Annotated in this window: 14 protein-coding genes and 1 other annotated feature; of the genes, 9 read left to right on the plus strand and 5 right to left on the minus strand. The window is 41.0% G+C overall.

The window, feature by feature from the left end; genetic code table 11:
• Window positions 1-341 precede the first annotated feature (341 nt).
• The 3 genes from FC85_RS03780 (at window position 342) to FC85_RS03790 (ending at window position 5,222) form a co-directional block, all read left to right on the plus strand.
• Window positions 342-1,994, plus strand: a complete 1,653-nt coding sequence (locus FC85_RS03780; RefSeq protein ID WP_057864230.1) for a peptide ABC transporter substrate-binding protein — start codon at window positions 342-344, stop codon at window positions 1,992-1,994.
• 322 nt (window positions 1,995-2,316) lie between these two features.
• Window positions 2,317-2,571 (plus strand) — a binding site (T-box leader).
• Window positions 2,572-2,641: 70 nt separating this feature from the next.
• Entirely contained in the window at window positions 2,642-3,541 is a 900-nt protein-coding gene (locus FC85_RS03785; RefSeq protein ID WP_057864231.1) for a proline iminopeptidase-family hydrolase, read from the plus strand.
• A gap of 52 nt (window positions 3,542-3,593) precedes the next feature.
• Window positions 3,594-5,222, plus strand: coding sequence for a peptide ABC transporter substrate-binding protein (locus tag FC85_RS03790; RefSeq protein WP_057864232.1), 1,629 nt, complete (start codon window positions 3,594-3,596; stop codon window positions 5,220-5,222).
• A 107-nt stretch (window positions 5,223-5,329) separates the two neighbouring features.
• On the opposite strand, the gene FC85_RS03795 is transcribed toward FC85_RS03790, so the two are convergent.
• Both FC85_RS03795 and FC85_RS03800 read right to left on the minus strand, forming a co-directional pair.
• Window positions 5,330-7,126, minus strand: a complete 1,797-nt coding sequence (locus tag FC85_RS03795) for an ABC transporter substrate-binding protein (protein WP_057864233.1) — start codon at window positions 7,124-7,126, stop codon at window positions 5,330-5,332.
• Between the two features lie 192 nt (window positions 7,127-7,318).
• Window positions 7,319-7,813: a hypothetical protein gene (locus FC85_RS03800; RefSeq protein WP_057864234.1), complete on the minus strand. Its 495-nt coding sequence runs from the start codon at window positions 7,811-7,813 to the stop codon at window positions 7,319-7,321.
• A 229-nt stretch (window positions 7,814-8,042) separates the two neighbouring features.
• Here FC85_RS03800 and FC85_RS03805 point away from each other — a divergent pair, with 229 nt between their 5' ends.
• Entirely contained in the window at window positions 8,043-8,675 is a 633-nt protein-coding gene (locus FC85_RS03805; protein ID WP_057864235.1) for a carbonic anhydrase family protein, read from the plus strand.
• Between the two features lie 342 nt (window positions 8,676-9,017).
• Complete coding sequence (locus FC85_RS03810) at window positions 9,018-9,485, plus strand: YbaK/EbsC family protein (RefSeq protein WP_057864236.1); 468 nt, start codon at window positions 9,018-9,020, stop codon at window positions 9,483-9,485.
• A gap of 338 nt (window positions 9,486-9,823) precedes the next feature.
• Here FC85_RS03810 and FC85_RS03815 read toward each other — a convergent pair whose 3' ends face one another.
• The 3 genes from FC85_RS03815 to FC85_RS15435 all read right to left on the minus strand — a co-directional run bounded on the left by FC85_RS03815 (window position 9,824) and on the right by FC85_RS15435 (window position 11,609).
• On the minus strand, window positions 9,824-10,267 hold the full coding sequence (locus FC85_RS03815; RefSeq protein WP_057864237.1) for a Panacea domain-containing protein: 444 nt from the start codon (window positions 10,265-10,267) through the stop codon (window positions 9,824-9,826).
• Between the two features lie 156 nt (window positions 10,268-10,423).
• Entirely contained in the window at window positions 10,424-11,266 is an 843-nt protein-coding gene (locus FC85_RS03820; RefSeq protein ID WP_147008459.1) for a DNA/RNA non-specific endonuclease, read from the minus strand.
• Window positions 11,267-11,363: 97 nt separating this feature from the next.
• Complete coding sequence (locus FC85_RS15435) at window positions 11,364-11,609, minus strand: hypothetical protein (RefSeq protein ID WP_186825058.1); 246 nt, start codon at window positions 11,607-11,609, stop codon at window positions 11,364-11,366.
• 262 nt (window positions 11,610-11,871) lie between these two features.
• Here FC85_RS15435 and FC85_RS15955 point away from each other — a divergent pair, with 262 nt between their 5' ends.
• The 4 genes from FC85_RS15955 to FC85_RS15960 all read left to right on the plus strand — a co-directional run bounded on the left by FC85_RS15955 (window position 11,872) and on the right by FC85_RS15960 (window position 18,852).
• Entirely contained in the window at window positions 11,872-14,049 is a 2,178-nt protein-coding gene (locus tag FC85_RS15955) for a hypothetical protein (RefSeq protein WP_186825057.1), read from the plus strand.
• A 199-nt stretch (window positions 14,050-14,248) separates the two neighbouring features.
• Window positions 14,249-15,670 (plus strand): amino acid permease, encoded by a 1,422-nt coding sequence (locus FC85_RS03830; RefSeq protein WP_057864239.1) that lies wholly within the window; start codon window positions 14,249-14,251, stop codon window positions 15,668-15,670.
• Window position 15,671: 1 nt separating this feature from the next.
• A complete protein-coding gene (locus tag FC85_RS03835) occupies window positions 15,672-16,100 on the plus strand; it encodes a universal stress protein (protein ID WP_057864240.1) in 429 nt (142 codons plus the stop codon).
• A gap of 637 nt (window positions 16,101-16,737) precedes the next feature.
• Window positions 16,738-18,852 (plus strand): hypothetical protein, encoded by a 2,115-nt coding sequence (locus FC85_RS15960; protein ID WP_186825056.1) that lies wholly within the window; start codon window positions 16,738-16,740, stop codon window positions 18,850-18,852.
• Window positions 18,853-19,114: the final 262 nt, after the last annotated feature.

The raw sequence follows: 19,114 nt of genomic DNA on the forward strand, positions 1-19,114 counted from the left end.
TCATATAGGTTCCTTAGCTGATCGTTTCAAAATCAGGAATGCTGCGGCAACCTAGTCAAAACGTGCAAAGGAGCCGCAACTCCCGGCCATATAAGCCACTTGATCCCATATTCCCAAACCTGGAATATGGGAACGAGTGGCTTATATTCTGGGAGTTAACCGCGTCTCTTTGCACTCTCCACAAATTTCAATCAACTTAATTGAACCCGTCGCGATATTATGGGAAAATGATTGTCGGACTTAATCCTAAGCAATTATTAGCGTAATCAAAAGGGTTAGCATCACCTGATTATTCAAGCAAATGATGTGATTAAGAAATTATTTAGAAGGGTGATTTTTAAATGTTCAATAAGCAGGGAAAATTTGGCCGCTCGTTTAAACGAGTGACGGCACTATTACTCGTAACAGCCGTGACATTAGTTTTGGCTGCCTGTGGTAAATCATCAAATTCCGGGAAAACACAGCAAGTGCTGAAATTAAGTACACCATCTGAATTGGCAACACTGGACAATTCTAAAGCTTCGGAATCTGTTAGCTTAACGCAACTCTATCATACTGGTGAGGGGCTCTATCGGTTGGGAAAAAACTCGAAGATTGAGAATGCGCTGGCAACTAGTACCAAGGTTTCTAAAGATGGTCTGCAATATACGTTTAAATTACGAACCAACGATAAATGGAGCAATGGCAAACCGGTTACTGCTAAAGACTTTGTCTATTCCTGGCGACGGACGGCGGATCCAAAGACAGCTTCCGAATATTCATATTTATTTGAAGGCATCAAGAATTTTGACGCAATTCAAAAGAAACAGCTTTCACCAGATAAATTAGGAGTAAAAGCAATTGGCAACAACAAGCTGGTTGTGACACTCAGCAAGCCGGTTCCATATTTTAAACTCTTGGTTGCTTTCCCAGTCTTTTTCCCAGAACAAGCATCAGTTGTTAATAAGTATGGTAGTGACTATGGCACTTCCAGCAGCAAAACAAGTTATAATGGGCCGTTTAAACTTGTTGGTTGGAACGGGACCAACGAAACGTGGAAATTGGTTAAGAATCCGAATTATTGGGATAAGAAAAATGTTCATCTCAAACAAATTGATCTGAATGTCGTTAAAAGCCCAGCAACTGGTTTGAACTTGTATCAGCAAGGTAAACTGGATGCCGTTACGCTGAGTGGCACTCAAGTTGCCAACTACCGCAAAAATAAAGATTTCAAGAATTTCGTCGGTGGGTCAATGATTTACCTGCAGCTTAATCAAAAACGGGTTAAGGCATTACGAAATCTAAAGGTCCGCCAAGCCTTATCGCAAATTGTCGATAAGCAGGCGTTGGCAACCAAAGTCTTAAGGGATGGCTCAACTAAACCGTTGGGATTTGTCTCACAAAACCTATTCCGAAATCCGAAGACTAAGGCTGACTTTGCAAAAGACGCTTATGTTAAATCCGGGGTTGCTTATGATCCAACAAATGCTAAAAAACTCTGGCAGCAGGGGATGAAAGCCGTTGGTCAGAACAAATTGCATTTGACAATTCTGAGTGATGATACTGATCAGACAAGATCGGCCGCGGAATACTTACAAAGTCAGTTTGAAAAGTTACCCGGCTTAAGCATCAGTATTCAAACGGTACCGAAACTGACCCGGATGTCACGATCTGAGAAGGGAAACTTTGACGTTGTTATCTCAACGTGGGGAGCTGATTTTGCCGATCCAATTAACTTCCTGAGCTTAATGACAAAAGGTAATTCGTCCAATAACGGTGGTTTTGTGAATACAAAGTACGATCAGTTAATTGCAAAATCTGGTTCAACGGATGCCAACGACCCACAAAAACGATACAACGATATGGTAAGTGCTGAAAAAGTATTAATGCAGCAGCAGGGCCTTATTCCGCTGTATCAACCGGCAACAGCTCAATTGTGGAAATCAGATGTCAAAGGATATGTTTGGAACCCAGCTGGAATGAGCCAGGGGTGGAAGGATATTTCGATTAAGTGAGTGCGAGTGCAAAGAGACGCGGTTAGCTCCCAGAATATAAGCCACTAAAGCCCAGATTCCCGGTTTTGGAATCTGGGCTTTAGTGGCTTATATGGCCGGGAGCTGCGTCTGCTTTGCACGTTATAACTAAGAAGCCGACAACATTTCTTAAAAATTTGTGCTTGGAAGTTTTACCCGGTAGTCCAGATAATATCAGCATGTTGTAGATAATCAATTAAGATTTGGAACTCATCCGAATCAATTTATATTTTCGACATCACACCTTGACATCGATCAATTAGAGGTATAAATTAGATAACATTAAATATTGATGAGTAAATGACAAAACACTTTGAAAGGAAAAGTAGATTTGCCTATTTTTTAAAGAGAGCTTTCGGCTGGTGTGAGAAGGTAGAAATAGTGAATCGAAAATCATCCTTGAGTGGCAGGGACGACCCATTTAGTCCCTGATGGCAGCCAGCCATTATGATGGACGTGTATCGAAAGGGAATGTGACTCATTCTTTCTTTCCGTACATTGAGGTTTAGTCGATTTTGATTAGACAATTAATAGGTGGTACCGCGGAGACGCCCTATGTAAGTGACAGAACTTGCATAGGGCGTCTTTTTTGCTTATCAAGTTATTAACATTAAAAAAGGAGTGGTTTTATGCAGCAGGGAAGTAAAATTTTAACATTGAATAATGGATTTCATTTGTTTACCAGAACAGTTGGGGAGGGTGACGTTAAGCTTCTATGTGTTCATGGTGGCCCTGGGAGTAATCACGAAGAATTTGAAAATTTTGGCGAAAAATTGGCTAAGTATCACGTTCAAGTCTCGATGTATGATCAACTGGGCTCGTTTTATTCCGATCAACCTGATTTTAGTGATCCGGCAAACCAAAAATATTTAACGTTGGACTATTACTTGAGTGAATTAGAGGAAGTTCGGCAAAAACTTGGATTAGAGAACTTTTACTTGTTGGGACATTCTTGGGGTGGCCTACTTGCTCAAGAATATGCGTTGAAATATGGTCAGCATCTAAAAGGCGTGATTATCATGAGCATGATTGATAATATCGCTGAATATACTGTTCATATCAATCAATTACGTGACCAAACATTTTCTCCATTTGAGGTGGCTTATATGAAGACGGTCGAACACGATGAGCGCTTTGATGATCCTAAGTATCAGGAATTGGTTGCAAAATTATATAAGCTTTATGTTAATCGTCATCCTGAAAGAATGCCACGTCACTTAGTCGAGACAATGGCTACACCGGTTTACAATCATTTCCAAGGAAATAACGAGTTCGTGATGGTCGGGACGTTAAATGGCTGGGACCGTCGAGCCGATATTCATAATATTACGAATCCAACGTTATTGACGTTTGGTGATCACGACACAATGCCACTGGCGACTGCTAAACGGATGAATGAGGAGATCCCATCGTCGCGGTTGGTGTTAACACCGGATGGCGGTCATTGTCATAGTGTTGATAACCCGAAAGCATTTTTTAAAACATTAGGCGGATTTATTGAAGACGTTGAAACGGGAAACTTCAAGTGAGGGGCAAATGAGACTAAGTTATTTTAAATAAAATCGTTGGAGGCTTGTTAGTATGAAAAAACAATTGGTAACAGCAGCAGTTTGTTTATCCGCGTTGCTTTTGGCAGCGTGTGGTAGTAAAAGTAGTTCTAAATCAGTTGGTTCCACAAAATCAATTTCATTGATGCAAAACGCGGAACTATTATCGTTGGATACATCCAATCACGCCGACCTGACGCAATGGAACGTCTTGGAAAATAGTATGGAGGGCTTGTACCGGGCGAATCGTCACAACAATCCATCCCCCGCAATGGCAACTTCAGTAGTTAAACCTACCGATCATGGTAAAACATATACGTTCCACCTACGCAAAAACGCCAAGTGGAGTAATGGCGATGCCCTTGTTGCCCAAGACTTTGTCGGTGCTTGGCGGCGGTCAGTATCACCAACCGCAAGATCAGGATACAATTACATATTCTCCGGCATTAAAAATGCGGATGCCATTACAGCCGGAAAAAAATCACCCAAAATGTTGGGGGTTAAGGCAGTCAACAAACATACGCTTCAGGTTCAACTCGACCATCCAATGCCGTATTTTAATAAAATGATGGTGCTGCCAGCGTTCTTCCCTCAGAATCAAAAGGCAGTTCAAAAGTTCGGTAAAGCCTATGGAACCAAGTCTCAAGATATGGACTATAACGGCGCTTTCCAAGTGACTGGTTGGAATGGGACAAACGATAATTGGACGTTAAAGCGGAACCACTATTATTACGATCCCTCGGCAATTAAGCTTCAACAAATCAAGATGAGTGTTGTGAAGGATCCAAATACTGCTCATAACTTGTTTACTCAAGGGAAGTTGGACGATGCCACCATATCTGGTGTGACTGCTAAGGGACTGCAAAAGAATAAAGATCTGGTCCATGTTCGAAAGGCCGGGACGTATTATGTCCGTCTAAATTTGAGAAATGGTCGGCCGTTAAATAATCAAAAGATGCGTCAAGCATTAAGTTTAGTCGTTGATCGCCAGAAACTCACCAAAGATGTTTTGTCGGATGGTTCCAAGCCAGCTTATACCTACACATCAAAAGATTTGACCAAAGATCCGACAACTGGTAAAGACTTTGCGACCGAGACAACCCCTAAGCTGAAATATAATGTTGCTAAGGCCAAACAACTTTGGCAGCAGGGAATGAAGGAAGCTCATTTAAGCGGCACCGTAAAATTGCAGCTTAACGGTGATGATCAAACAGTGACTAAGAATGTCGCCCAATTACTGCAGTCCGAAATCCAGCAATCCTTACCAAAGGTGAAAGTAGCAATTAATTCACTTCCTGCCAAAGGGTTTCAGGATCGTGAAGCAGCCGGTAAGTTCGATATGGAGCAGACATTGTGGTTGGCTGACTTTGCTGATCCAATCAGCTTTATGGGGATTCTCGAAAGTACCAATCCCCAAGACTATGGCAAATATAAAGATGCCCAGTTTGACAAATTGTTCAAACAAGCTGGCGGTGCCAATGCAAATAATCCGAAAAAATACTGGGCAGATTTACGAGCAGCCCAAGAGCGCTTAAATCAGACCATGCCTGTATTGCCACTCTATCAAATGGTTGAAAGTCATTTGGTCAATCCGCATTTGAAAGGTGTTTTACATCATCCAGTCGGCGAAGATGATTATACACGGGCTTATTTAACAAAATAGTGTGATAACTTTTATTAAATTTTGCGCAAAAAAGAACCTTGTTAATCAATACTTTAGCGAGCAATTGGTTAATAAGGTTCTTTTATTGTGGCTTAAAACAAAAGTGATTATTTTTGATCAGCCGACGTCAGTTGAAGATTTTGCCAGAACTGAGGGATCATATAGTTATTATAGGCGGCTTGTTTAAAGTTCTTCACCCGATGATTAACCGGGGTGTAGTTTAAGATAAAGCTTTGAGGCGTATAAGCAGCTTCGTCATTCATATAGCGTTGCCATTTCTTGAACTGCTGAACTCGGTACTTCTGATTCCAAGCTTTGTTATTATTTAAGCTATTTAGCAATTGGGTATTTTTCTTGGAAACAAAGTGACCCATATTATAGGAAGCATCTTTACTATAAAATTGAGTTGGGGTTGGTTCACTCGTCAATGACCAGCCACCACTGAAGACGTCAATCTTGTTCTGCTTGGGTTGTGATAAGACAGAATAGAAACTATTCATTTCCATTGGTCGACCATTGGTAAACTTGACGTTTAGTCCCAATTTTCGCCACTGCTGAACCTGATATTGATCAATTGATTCAGCGGCTGTGGATGCCTGCATGACGCCATACGAAATGGTGAGCTTTTTGCCATTAGGTTGCACGTACCATTTTCCTTTTTTCTTATACCCGGCGCTCTTTAACAGCTGCTTAGCTTTTTTCATGTTATAAGGAAAACCGGGATTCTTCGTGTCGGCGTAGGCTTTGAAAATTGGCGGAATTAGCGTGTTGGCCCGCCACTGAACACCATTGAGCATCTTTTGATTGACTTTATCAAGATCCAACGCGTACATCATGGCCTTCCGTAAGTTTTTATTGCCCATCTTACTGTGTTTATACATGACATTTTGATTGGTTTTTGTGTCAAAGTAACCGAGATTAAAGCCAAAGTACCCGTAGCTTAGACTTGGTGCACCAACCAGTGAATAGCCACTAACCTTTTTAACAGATTTGTATTGACTGGCAGGCAGGCCGCCTAAGGCAAAGTCATATTTTTTGGCCTTAAAGGCTGCCGCAGCATTGGTAGTTGAAACGACTTGAATATTAACGTGTTTTACTTTTGGTTGCTTGCCCCAATAATATTGATTAGGGATCCAGTTGGTCGATTCACCATCTACTTGATGATAAAGTTTGTAAGGACCGACAAAGACGGGATGCTTACGAATTGCAGGCGAAGAAGATAATTTAGAAATTTTAACGTTTTTGATGTGTGCATATGGAACGACGGTGCCCCAAATAAACGTATTTCCTGAGTACTGCATGGCAGGTGATAACCGTTTAAAATGCAGCACCACTTGTTTACCATTTTGCCCATTAGGATAGGTAATCCCGGAAATTGTTTTCGCTTTACCCGTGTGATAGGCTGCTAATCCTTTAAGATTAGTAGAATCAGAGGAATATTGTTGGGCAGAGGTGTTTTTATTGGCAATAATTTCATAAGCATATTCCACGTCTTTGGCAGTGACCTGATTGCCGTTTGACCAACGAGCGTTCTTTCGAATTGTGATCGTGGCCGTTTTGGCTGATCGATCCAATTTTAAATTGGCCAGGCCACCATTGACGATCTTAAAGTTCTTATTACTCTTAAACAGTGCATCACCACCACCTGGTGAATAAACGTCGGAGTCCTCAACGTTATCTTGTAAAACTGCTAACGTAATTCCCTCAAATGGTGCGTCAGTCACCTCGGCGGCATCCACAGTACTGTCGTTACCGGACTTGGTTGCTTTACCGGTGGCACTGTAGGTTGTCGGCATTGAAATTGACTTTGGTGCAGCGGTATTTTTGCTGCTGGAGCAGGCTGCCAGAGTTAGAGCAGAAATCCCGATGGCACATAACGCTGACCACTTCTTCACTTTTAACATAAATGATCCCTCCAAGTAAATCTGATCCCCAACTAAGATTAGTTTAGGATGAGATTATGATTAGCAAATCTCCCATAAATTGTTTCTAGTTTAGTCTTAGACGAGATAATTTGCAATGATTGAATGGATATTTATGCATTAATGGGTAAATAAAAAAGGAAGCAAGGTGGCGATACTTCTACCTTGTCCTCCCTAATCAAAATCGGTTTTGTCATCCCCGTCACTGAATTCTTTAACATCTGCTACAGTTTGTCGATGCAATTCCCGTTCAAGTGATGATTGATTCAAGGAATCATAAACTGGCCAAGTCCCCACTAAATCAATGTTGGCCAGCTCAATTTTATTTTTTACTACAAATTTAGTTTGAATTGTATGCTTTACGTTTTTAACTATCAAATTTAGCTGTCTCAGACTCTCGAAACGATCAGATGGTTCATTAAATGACCTATCAATAGTTAAATAATCATTTTCATAAATCTGATGTTTGACTTTGTTGAATCTTTCTTGATAGTCACGGACAAACTGAAATTTACCATTTTCTGATATTAAATAGTACGGACTTCTTACGACAAAACGAACTTGAAAAACAGGTGGATTATCAAACACGTCAACGGGAAGTCCGTACTCTGCAAGACTCAAATTATCTTCAGAAATGCTGAAACGTTCCGTTACTATTCTGATTTCCATATTTATGCCTCCATTGACCTGTTTCTAAATGGTACTTTAATTATTCTACTAAGGCTATTCTACCTAACATTTTATCGTTTTACAAAAGCATATCTCAAATTTTTGGGGTTTTAGATGACTTATAGAATGAATTTGGGAAAGGTGAGTTCCTACGTTAAATTCATTATTGGGTATCTTACTGATTTAGTGGTAATCTAATTCTAAAATAAGTTTTGAAGGGATGATTTAAATGCTCGATTATCAGCAGCAGTCAACTTGGTCAAATGGGTTTGGCCAGCAGCAATCGCCAATTAACATTGAAACGCCCCAGGCAGCCCAACAGGATCAACCATTATCGTTAACGACTGACAGTGATTATCAGCTCACCGAGGAGTTGGATGATCAAACAACGATCAAATTACTGGGAACAGGACAAGCAACCATTTTTAAGCGGTCGTTTGACTTTCAGCAGGTTCATTTTCATGCAGGGGCAGAACATTTAGTGGATGGTAATCAGAAGCCCTTTGAGATTCATTTAGTTCATCAAAATGCGATTGGTCAGTTGGTTGTGGTCGCTTTATTGGTTTCATTGGGTGATCAGGATGCTGCCTTTCAACAGATTATCGACCAGTTTCAGCAGGGCGCGTCAACACCGGTAAAAATCGAAATTGATCAGTGGCTGCCCAAATTAGCGGAAGGCTATCATTACCTTGGTTCACTAACAACGCCACCATTGACCGAAGGGGTTGAATGGTTGGTGATTACTAATCCCAATGTCACAATTAGTCAGGATCAGTTAAAGCGGTTTCAACAATTGTTTAAGCCAAATAATCGAGTGACTCAGCCGGTAAATGGGCGGTTAGTTGAAAAATATTTGTTGTAAGCTGTTTTTCCTCTTGACACGAATGGAATTTGGCCGTAAGATTTTGACAATTAAAAAGTTATTAGATGTTGATGAGAAGAGAGCTGACGATGGGCTACCCAAAGAGAACGCTGCTTGCTGAGATGGCGTGGTAGACAGTTGGTGAGAATGAGCTCGGAGTCGTGTCGTCGCTGGATAATCAGTTGATGGCCGGTTTGGAAACCGATATTTTCCCGAATACATGTGATATGTATTTGAGGTAGCTGATTTTCGCTATAAAAATGGGTGGTACCACGGCAAAGCTCGTCCCTGGACAAAGTTAATTTGTTCAGGGATTTTTTTGTGGATTCGGAGGCGATCAATTTGAGTACAGTCCAAATGAAAAATCTGTTACATCACTATGGATTAAGTGACAGGTATTTTAAGTTGTCAGAAACGGGTGCAACGGTTGAAGAGGCAGCAGAAACAATTCATGTGTCACCAGACGCGATTGCAAAATCACTGGTTTTAACTGTTAACCAACAACCGATTGTCGTTGTGTTGAGTGGGACGGCAAGATTAGGCAATCATCAATTTAAAGAGGAATTTGAAGTCCGACCGAGATTACTTGCGCCGGATAAGGTGAAGGAAGTAACGGGCTTTCCAGTTGGTGGTGTGAATCCAATCGGACTGGATAATGCGTTACCGGTATATTTAGATAATTCATTGCGGGATATCCCGTGGCTCTACCCGGCGGCGGGAGATCCGTTTCACGCCCTAAAGCTAAGTTTGGATGAGTTGATTGAGCTGAGTAGGCCGGTAAGGTGGGTAAAGGTAAGCAGAGTGGGCTAGCAAGCGTTTAGATTCCAGAATATAAGCCCTTAAATCCCCTATTCCTGATTTGGGAATAGGGGATTTAAGGGCTTATATGGCCGGAATCTGCTTGCTAGGCCACGTTTTAGCTAGGTAGCTAAAAAATAATCTCAAAGTTGAACTATCGGGTTATTTGCTTACATGGCCGGGAACTGCTTGCTAGACCACGTTTCGGCTAGGTAGCCAGTAAGTGTCTCGAACTTCCTAATTTTGAAATATGGGGTTATATAGCCGCAATTTATTTTTCTCAACCTGCAAACTAAAGATAATTTGTAGTCAAAATTAAAAAATAATGCCCGACATCAATGAATTCAACTCTAGTTGTCAAAAATTTTCCGATAATAATCCTTCATATCCTGATCGGCAAGTACCTGTTTACTGGCTTTGTAATAGGATAATCCCTTGCGAGTATTCTGCCATGGCATTTCAGATTTACTGAGTGATTCTAATTGGTGATCTCGTTTGTCGCCGTAAGTTGCCCAGACTTGTTCCAGCAGGCCTTCAATTTGTGGCTTGAAGGTTGGCCGGTCACCTTGTGGATTAATCGGATTCCAGCCGGCATTTTTATATTTGTGATAAAGCTTGGGTGATGCGGGACCATCTTTCCAAGCTTCAAATTTAGTATCGTTAAAAATGGGTTTGTCTAAAATAACCAAGCTCCAGGCGTAAGCGTAATAACACATTTTTTGAAGCTTTTTGGCGGTCATGGGTTCCTTGGCGAGAAACCAATTTGCAACGTCTAAAATACTGATAAATGACATAAGCCACATCCTGACATAATAAAAATTAGTGTTACGTTATCTTGTATGACCATTGTACTTCAAGTTGAAACACTATGGGATGATAAAAACGCAAAACAAACGACCCTCAAAGTTAGATTGTTGGCTAACCTCGGGAGTCGTTTATCTTTGTGGCGACTAATTAATCACCCGACTAGTTCCGGTTCGGTAATTCAACTTCACGCCGGGTTGAACATTTCGAATGTAGACATTGAAATGAATCCGGTTGCTGCCGACTGATTTGCCTTGCATGTGGACACCACTGGCTAATAAGTTATGAGCTTTGAAAACCGGTTTGACCTGATAACGCAGATAGTGTTTTCGACTGCTGCGTAAATAATAGGCAACAGTATTTTCGTAGCGCTCCATGCCAGGTGTATTCAGCGAACGGGTCCCGGTAATTAAGTTTCGTAAATTATTGTTTTGGCCGGTCAACTGATACCCAATTAGATGGCAGCGGTTAAACAACCAGGTGCCATGGGCCTTCTTATTATGCCAGCCGGTTGGGTCAACATAAAGCGGTTCCCGTTGCCTGGTTGGCATTAACCGTTTATTGAGTAACGCATTGGCGGTGGTTGCCCGGTTTAGAAAGTCGAGCTGACCATATCTTTGCCAAGCACCGTGTTTTCGAGTCAACGTTGTTTTTGAAAATTTAGGCCGGTTGTGGTTGACGATAATCACCTGCTTACCAACATTGTATCGTTGATTATGAATGCGGCTGGTTTTCCTACGAACGGTATTGGCACGTTTTCGGATCGTTTTTCGAACGGTTTGGCGGTTAACTGATCTGTAATCGGTTTTGGCCAACGTTAACCCACGCCGTTTAGCAGTTGATAATTTAACGCGATAGACCTTTTTGGCGTTATTTAAACCACGATTATGCCGATGGTAAAAATAATGTTTGCCGGTCTTCGTTACATAAACGTAGGTCGCCGCACTCGGCGTTTTAATTGGTGCTGAATAGCTGATTCCGCCAATCATTAAAATGGTTAGCAGAAATGTATAAATAAATTTCTTGATGTTATTTCACCCTCAAAATAATGATGATTGCAAAATTAAAAGAAAGATGGTGTCAGTCTTATTTTTCCAAATGGCATAAGCGGTAGTGATGCGCTCTAGCCCAGTGGACAGTTACATGGCGGAGACGGCCAGCATTTGATAGTCCTCGGCAATTTCTACTATAGTGGTAACGTTTGCCGTGGTTGGGTGCAATCCAGACATACCCGGTTCGGGCAGATGCGGATTGTGGTGGCAATGTTGCGTATGCGCCACCCATAGTAAAGGTAGCGACAAGGACCAACGATACTTTCTTTAACTTGTTCATGATGAAATTCCCCCTAAAATAAGTGTTTGAATCTCCCTTGACTGGTTACAAATGAAAATTGGCGATTCGATAGTGTTGTGATAATGATCACAATTAAATTTTAGCACTTATTTTCGTTAAAAAACATAGTGAAATACGTATTATGACACTGATTAATGCCACTCATTAGTTAATTAAATAGGCCTTTTTAATTAACTTTTGTAATGGAAGCGTTATAATTATGGTGTTCCGTGAGTATAAATATATTAGGGGAGGGGTTTATATGAAGTTTGATCTTAAGAGGTCATTGTTTCTTTCAATGGCTGCTTTAGGATTTGTCGCTGTTGCTGGTACATATACTGCAACAAATGCCAGCGCAAAGACTTACGCAAAAGTAACATCAAACCGTAAGATGTCGACAGATCCGACAACTAGGAATATTACCTTTAATGGTAGTAATGCGCTTTATACCAAAGCTGGCACACTTCGAGGAGCTAGAATAGTTGCTCGTAAGGGAACTTTGAGTGCTTTAGCTAATTCGAAATCATCATCGGATAATTTCCGTGTCTATCGGATAGCGACGACAAACAGAAAATCTGTTTACTACAAGATCGTTTCGTTTGACCGTCAATATCGCGGCTGGATTTACGGTGGTAAAACTCAAGGCGCATTTAATGGCGGTATTCAGCAGTTCGCCACGTTCCAGAGTAGTAATTTAACTGATGCCCAAAAGAATTCAACTTATAAGTTTGCGAATACCGGGGTCGCCAATGATGGCAAGACGGTAACATACGTTCAACCAGCTTGGACGCAATATAAAGTTGGTCGGGCAATCATTGATTCATCACCTTATGCCAACGCAACCTTTAAGATTGACCAGGTTGGTACCCGAACTCGTGAGGGCGATCAATGGGTTCACATTATCGCAACTGATAATAGCAACTCACAAGCTAATGGTTGGATTCTCTTCAGTGGATTAACACAAGCTCAAACACCAATTGCTGATTATGCAATCCGAATTAATTTAGTCGATCCAAGCAATAATAACGCGGTTGTTAAGTCATTTGATTGGCAGAAGTCCGGTGCTACTAAGGGAACACCACTTGGCAACCAAAACAATAACAATTGGTCAATTAATTCAAATGATCAACGTTCAATTCAATCATCAATTCGAAACGCACTAAATGGAACCGGCTTTAACTTGGATACATTAACCAGCAGCCAGTTAACCGCTTTAGCCCAAACCAAGTTCGGCGATTCAATTAATTTGAATGTTAATAAGGCAACCAATATTGCTGACAACGCTGTTCGAATCAATATTATGGATGGTAATGGCAACGTTGTGAAATCCCTTGATTGGAATCGAAATGGCGCAACCAAAGGAAACAATGTCGGTTCTCAAATTAATGGTAACTGGACATTGAACAATAATGATCAGCAATCCATTCAAAATCAAATCAACAACACTTTGAGTAATTCAGGCTATTACTTGAACTTGTCGAATGATCAAGCTGCCCAAATTGCTCAAGCAACCTTTGGCGGATCCGTTTACTTGTATGCTAACAGTAATGTGATTGCCAGCCAGGCCCTTCGAATCAATTTGTATAGTCAAAGCGGTCGTTATATTGGCTACACTGACTTTACCCGTTCTGGTGCAACTAATGGTACCAACGTTGGTAACTACAGCAATGGCACATGGAATATTTCCGATGCTGATGCCAATACCATTTTGAATCAAATCAATAACGTGTTGAGCGCAAATGGTTATCAAACCGTCGGTAATACGTTGACAGCTGCTCAACGGGCACAGATTGCTCAAGGTGTCTTTGGTGGTAGTATTAGTTTGACTGGTTATAATAGTCAGACACAGAACAATTACAGCACAATTGTTCCCAATACAAGTTATACAACAAATGGTAATACGTTATATAAAGCTATGCAGCAAACTACTGATTCTTATGCTAATGGGCCGATTATCTTTCCTAATGTACAAGATCCCACCCAGAACTTTAATGTAAGTGCTCAAGCAGTTTATGAAAATACAAATAATGCGCGTACAAATTTAGTTGCATCTCTTAAAGCATCTAAAGATGGAACTTCCTTGATTTCTAATGCTCAGTTAGCTGTTATGAATAGCAAGATACTAAACTCTGTTAAAGATAATTATTACTACAAGAAACCTAATACAAGTTTGAGCTTTACAACTGGGCCCCAGGGAACGCCATTTAGTGGATCTCAATTGACAAACTATATAACGGCTACAGGTTCTGACCTTGCAACACTCAATTCACCAGTATATCCTGTAATTACTCGTGATCCTGATGCTACTAAGATTACTATCGAGTGGCACCATTTTAAATATGATTACGACCAAACAAATCCACAAAATGGTACTAATGGATATCCTGTAAATGCATATTGGACGAATACAGATGTTAAGGGTGAAACTAACACTTATTAGAACGCCTTCACTTTGAAAATATAATTGCACTGTTGTTTTAGAACTCTTTGTTCACGATTATTGTTGAACGAAGAGTTTTTTGTTTATAAAGTAAGTTTACAAATTATGAAAACGCGTGTTATGAAATGTAACATCCACTCTTTACAAAATTAAAATTAGGTTATAAACTAATGGCAATTTAATAAAGAGGGCTAGAGATATGACAGTATTTCGGAAAAAAGACGTTTCAGAATTAATTGCTCATGCCACGCCGCTTAAACGGACACTTCGAACTTGGGACCTGACGTTTCTGGGAATTGGCGCGATTATTGGAACTGGAATCTTTGTGTTAACCGGTAAGGGTGCTTTAACAGCCGGGCCAGGACTGTCATTATCCTTCTTAATTGCTGCAGTTTGTTGCGGCTTTGCTGGTTTATGCTATGCAGAATTTGCGTCCATGGCACCAGTTGCCGGATCCGCGTATACATATTCTTACATCGCATTCGGTGAAATCGTGGCATTTATTATTGGCTGGGATTTGATCTTGGAATATGCACTGGGAGCTGCAACGGTTTCAGTTGGCTGGTCAGGCTACTTTGTCAATTTGTTGGCTAACTTAGGAATTCATCTTCCGGCAGCTATTACCGCGGCAGTTGGCACAACACCGGGTGTAACGAGTTATTTTAATTTACCTGCGTTCTTAATTGTGATTCTAATTACCTGGATTATTTCAATCGGAATTACTCAAACTAAGCGAGTCAATGACACTATGGTTTTGATTAAATTGACTGTCATCATCCTCTTCATTGTTTGCACTGTTTGGTATGTCCACCCGGGCAATTGGCATCCCTTTAACCCATATGGTTGGTACTCGTTTCATAACGGCACAGCTTCAGGAATTATTCCGGCTGCATCGATCGTTTTCTTCTCGTTCATTGGGTTTGATGCCGTCTCATCCAGTGCTGAGGAGACAATTAACCCCAGTAAAACATTACCTCGTGGTATCCTGATGTCACTTCTTATCTCAACGGTCTTGTATATTACGATGACCCTTATCATGACTGGAGTAGTTAAATATAAAGTCTTTGCAAAATATTTAAATGCGCCAATTCTAGCAGTCTTGGCTCAAACAGGTCAAACTTGGTTGTCAATCATTGTTAGTATTGGGGCAATCCTTGGGATGACCACTGTCATTTTGGTTCAATTATATGGTCAGTCACGAATCAGCTATTCCATGTCCCGAGATGGTCTTTTTCCAAAAATGTTTGGCGAAGTGAAGCCGAAGTACCAGACACCATTTAAGGGAACCTGGTTCTTTGGTATCATTACGGCACTTGCGGCGGGGCTGGTTAACTTAAATATCCTTTCAGAATTGGTGAATATCGGAACATTAACCGCTTTTATCCTCGTGTCAGCTGGGGTTCTTTGGATGCGCCACGCTCAACCCGACTTACACCGTGGCTTCCGGGCACCAGGTGTCCCCGTTACTCCAATCGTTGCGATCGCGTTTTGTGTCATGCTGGTTGCCGGTTTGAATTGGGAAACGTGGGTTCGATTTGTTGTTTGGTTGATTATCAGTATGTTCATTTATTTTGGCTATAGTAAACGACATTCTAAACTAGATCGGGAAGGGGAAAAGTAACATGAAATACAAACGAATTTTAGTTGGTGTTGACGGTTCCCCACAAGCTGATCGGGCATTCAACGTTGGTTGTAGTTTAGCGAAGGTATTAGCTGCCAAACTGTATATTGTCTGGGTGGTTAATCGAGATCGTGGCATGGAGTCTTCATTTGGTGTAAATGAAGACTTTTATCGGGATCAGTACGCCCAGGTTAAGGATAAATTGGCACCATATACCAAGAAAGCAGCCGACCAGGGGATTGATGCGGAAACGCAGGCACTAGTCGGTAATGTAAAAGTCCTTTTATCAAAGAGTTTTCCGGCAGAAAATAAAATTGATTTGATTATTTTGGGCCAGACCGGAAGAAATGTGATTGGTAAGCTGTCAATTGGCTCCCATAGTACTTACGTTTTGCAGAACTCGGATGTGGATGTGTTGATAGTAAAGTAAGAGTGGCAAGACAAGCGGTTAGTCTCCAGAATATAAGTCTCTTAAACCAATATCCCTGGGCTTGGGGATGTTGGTTTAAGAGGCTTATATGGCCGGAGACTGCTGGTCTTGCCACATTTCAGCAACGAAGCCAATATTCTTGGATTCCTAATTCGGAAATATTGTATCTGATGTGAAATGAACAAAAACTACTTGTCTGCGCGTTTGGTGATGAAACTAACCAAAAATCGCCTGCAATTTTGAAGTGGATTCAATGTCAGTGTTTCTTAATTTTCCAATCAAAAGATGAACCATAAAGTTAAAAAAATAGAAAAAATAAAAGGCATCCCAGATCACGTATTCATTACTGATTAGGGATGCTTTTTGTGATTTTTATAGACGACTTGGTTCTTAATCACAAGCTCATTTCTTGGAAAGGATATGTCACCTACGTTATACTAAAGACGTAGCAGAAGAAGATACATTGCACGAAACGTGGGCGATGGTAACGTTCTTTTAAATAATTGATCGACCATATTTCGGACTAGGAGAACGTGAATAAATCGTCATTTGATGAAGGATTGTCTTTAAACTAAGTTGACTGTTAACTATATTGTGATGGTTTGTTCATACTTATAAATTAGGGGAGGTTTCATTCATGAAGTTTGATCTTAAGAAGTCGCTATTTGTTTCAATGGCTGCTCTTGGATTAATTGCAGCGGCCGGCGTTGCTAATGCGCAACCAGCAAGTGCCAAGACTTATGCTCGAGTGACAATGAACCGAAAGATGTCAACCGATCCAACAACCCGTAACGTTACCTTTACTGGTAATAATGCACTATATACCAAGGCGGGGACCTTGCGAGGCGCTCGAGTTGTTGCCCGAACCGGTACGTTAAACAGTTTAGCCAAATCGGGTTCGTCATCCGATAACTTTAGAGCTTACCGGGTTGCCACAACGAACCGAAATTCTGTTTACTACAAGATTGTTTCTTATGATGGTAATTATCGTGGTTGGATTTATGGTGGTAAAAGTACCGGTACGTTTGGTGGTGGGATTACCCAATTTAACACTTTCCAAACGGGGACCATCACTGATGCGATGAAGAACAGTACGTATAAATTCGCCAATACCGGGGTTGCCAATGATGGTAAGACGGTGACCTATGTTCAACCAGCTTGGACACAGTATAAAGTTGGTCGGGCAATTCTTGATTCATCACCATACACCAATGCAACCTTTAAGATTGACCAAACAGGTACTAGAACCCGTGAAGGCGATCAGTGGGTTCACATTACAGCCGTTGATACGAATAATTCTGCTGCCAATGGTTGGATTTTATTTAGTGGATTAACTCAGGCTCAAACACCGATTGCGGATAACGCCATTCGAATTAATTTGGTTGATCCAAGTAACAATAACAATGTTGTTAAATCATTTGACTGGTCCAAGACGGGAGTTACCAAAGATAGCCTGTTAGGAACGCAATCGAATGGTAACTGGACGATTGCTTCTGGTGATCAGAGTGCCATTCAAAGCAGTATCCGGAACGCCTTAAACGGAACCGGCTTTAACTTGGATACATTAACCAATGCGCAGTTAAGTGCGTTGGCACAGGCTAAATTTGGTGGTTCCATCAACTTAAATGTTAACAAGGCAACGGCAATTGCTGATAATGCCGTTCGAATTAACATTATGGATAGCAACGGTAATGTGATCAAATCATTTGATTATAACAAGTCCGGCGCTACCAAGGGGACACCATTAGGTTCACAAGTTAATGGTAATTGGACTCTCGCAGGTAATGACCAGACTCAAATTCAAAATCAAATTAATAGTACGTTGAATGGAACTGGTTATAACTTGACATTGACATCAGCCCAGATTTCTCAAATTGCCCAAGCAACATTTGGAAATGGTGTTTATATCAGTGCGAATAGTAATGCTCAGATTGCTGATACGGTTGCTCGGATTAACTTTGTAAATCCATCTGGAACCACGGTTGGTCATATTGACTTTACGAAGAGTGGCGCCGCTAAGGGTAATCCAGTTGGTACTTGGAATGGTTCTGCATGGGTTCTTTCCGATACGGATGCCAACTCAATTAACAACTCTGCCAGAAATGTCTTGAATGCATTGGGATACGCATTACCAAATAATGGTAATATGTCAGATGCTCAAAGGGCGATTGTAGCTTCAACGAGATTTGGAACTTCGACTAACTTGAATGTGCTGCCAACCAGTTCGGCGTACAGTACAATTCAACCGCGTGGCTACGATCCTAGCAACTTCCTTGGAAGCAAATGGACATCATCTGCGTTGAGAGTAGCGCCATCTAACCATGTTGCAGTTACACAACCCTTCCCTGGCACGGAAAAGGGAAGTTATAGTGCAACAGATCTTTACAATTTAAGTGATGCTGATAAAACTGCTTTTAATAATATTGTTAAGAACTATTCAGCACAGGATATTAACAGTTTGAATAAAGCGTTCAAGGCCGATGCTCTGGGTGCATACGTGATACCATCTGCTCGACTTAGCTTTACGACTGGTCCTCAGGGAACGTCGTTTACTGCGGCTAGCTTAAACAGTTATTTAACCACTAATGGTTTGACGACCTTGAAGTCGGCTGATTACCCAGTCTTTGTTCAGGGAACTGGTTTGTCAAGCTTCGGGAACATTACCTATACGCTCCAAACCAGTGATACTGACGGTGGGACAAACGGTTCACCGGTAAATGCCTACTATTCCTATAACTCTAGTAACAACTAATGATTAGTAACCATTAAGAGAAAGTCTTTCTATCATGATTTTGATGGAAGGGCTTTTTCTGTATTACAGCTAAATTAAGAATATAAGACAAAAATAATGAAATGTAGAGCAAAATATATATCGGTGTTATGATCAAGACATGGGGATGATTAGGACAATTTGAACAACTGTCCATTATTCTTAGATGCCTAATTATTGTATGGCAAATCATGTTGTTGCAGTTTATAATAAACACGTGGTTAACAAATATGTATCGGGGGAT

Source organism: Lentilactobacillus diolivorans DSM 14421 (genome assembly GCF_001434255.1).
Taxonomy (GTDB): Bacteria; Bacillota; Bacilli; order Lactobacillales; family Lactobacillaceae; genus Lentilactobacillus; species Lentilactobacillus diolivorans.

Bases quoted from the DNA above. Each gene is read 5' to 3' on its own strand.
- FC85_RS03780 (WP_057864230.1), top strand. From the start codon at position 342: ATGTTCAATAAGCAGGGAAAATTTGGCCGCTCGTTTAAACGAGTGACG.
- FC85_RS03785 (WP_057864231.1), top strand. From the start codon at position 2,642: ATGCAGCAGGGAAGTAAAATTTTAACATTGAATAATGGATTTCATTTG.
- FC85_RS03790 (WP_057864232.1), top strand. From the start codon at position 3,594: ATGAAAAAACAATTGGTAACAGCAGCAGTTTGTTTATCCGCGTTGCTT.
- FC85_RS03795 (WP_057864233.1), bottom strand. From the start codon at position 7,126: ATGTTAAAAGTGAAGAAGTGGTCAGCGTTATGTGCCATCGGGATTTCT.
- FC85_RS03800 (WP_057864234.1), bottom strand. From the start codon at position 7,813: ATGGAAATCAGAATAGTAACGGAACGTTTCAGCATTTCTGAAGATAAT.
- FC85_RS03805 (WP_057864235.1), top strand. From the start codon at position 8,043: ATGCTCGATTATCAGCAGCAGTCAACTTGGTCAAATGGGTTTGGCCAG.
- FC85_RS03815 (WP_057864237.1), bottom strand. From the start codon at position 10,267: ATGTCATTTATCAGTATTTTAGACGTTGCAAATTGGTTTCTCGCCAAG.
- FC85_RS03820 (WP_147008459.1), bottom strand. From the start codon at position 11,266: ATGATTGGCGGAATCAGCTATTCAGCACCAATTAAAACGCCGAGTGCG.
- FC85_RS15435 (WP_186825058.1), bottom strand. From the start codon at position 11,609: ATGAACAAGTTAAAGAAAGTATCGTTGGTCCTTGTCGCTACCTTTACT.
- FC85_RS15955 (WP_186825057.1), top strand. From the start codon at position 11,872: ATGAAGTTTGATCTTAAGAGGTCATTGTTTCTTTCAATGGCTGCTTTA.
- FC85_RS03830 (WP_057864239.1), top strand. From the start codon at position 14,249: ATGACAGTATTTCGGAAAAAAGACGTTTCAGAATTAATTGCTCATGCC.
- FC85_RS03835 (WP_057864240.1), top strand. From the start codon at position 15,672: ATGAAATACAAACGAATTTTAGTTGGTGTTGACGGTTCCCCACAAGCT.
- FC85_RS15960 (WP_186825056.1), top strand. From the start codon at position 16,738: ATGAAGTTTGATCTTAAGAAGTCGCTATTTGTTTCAATGGCTGCTCTT.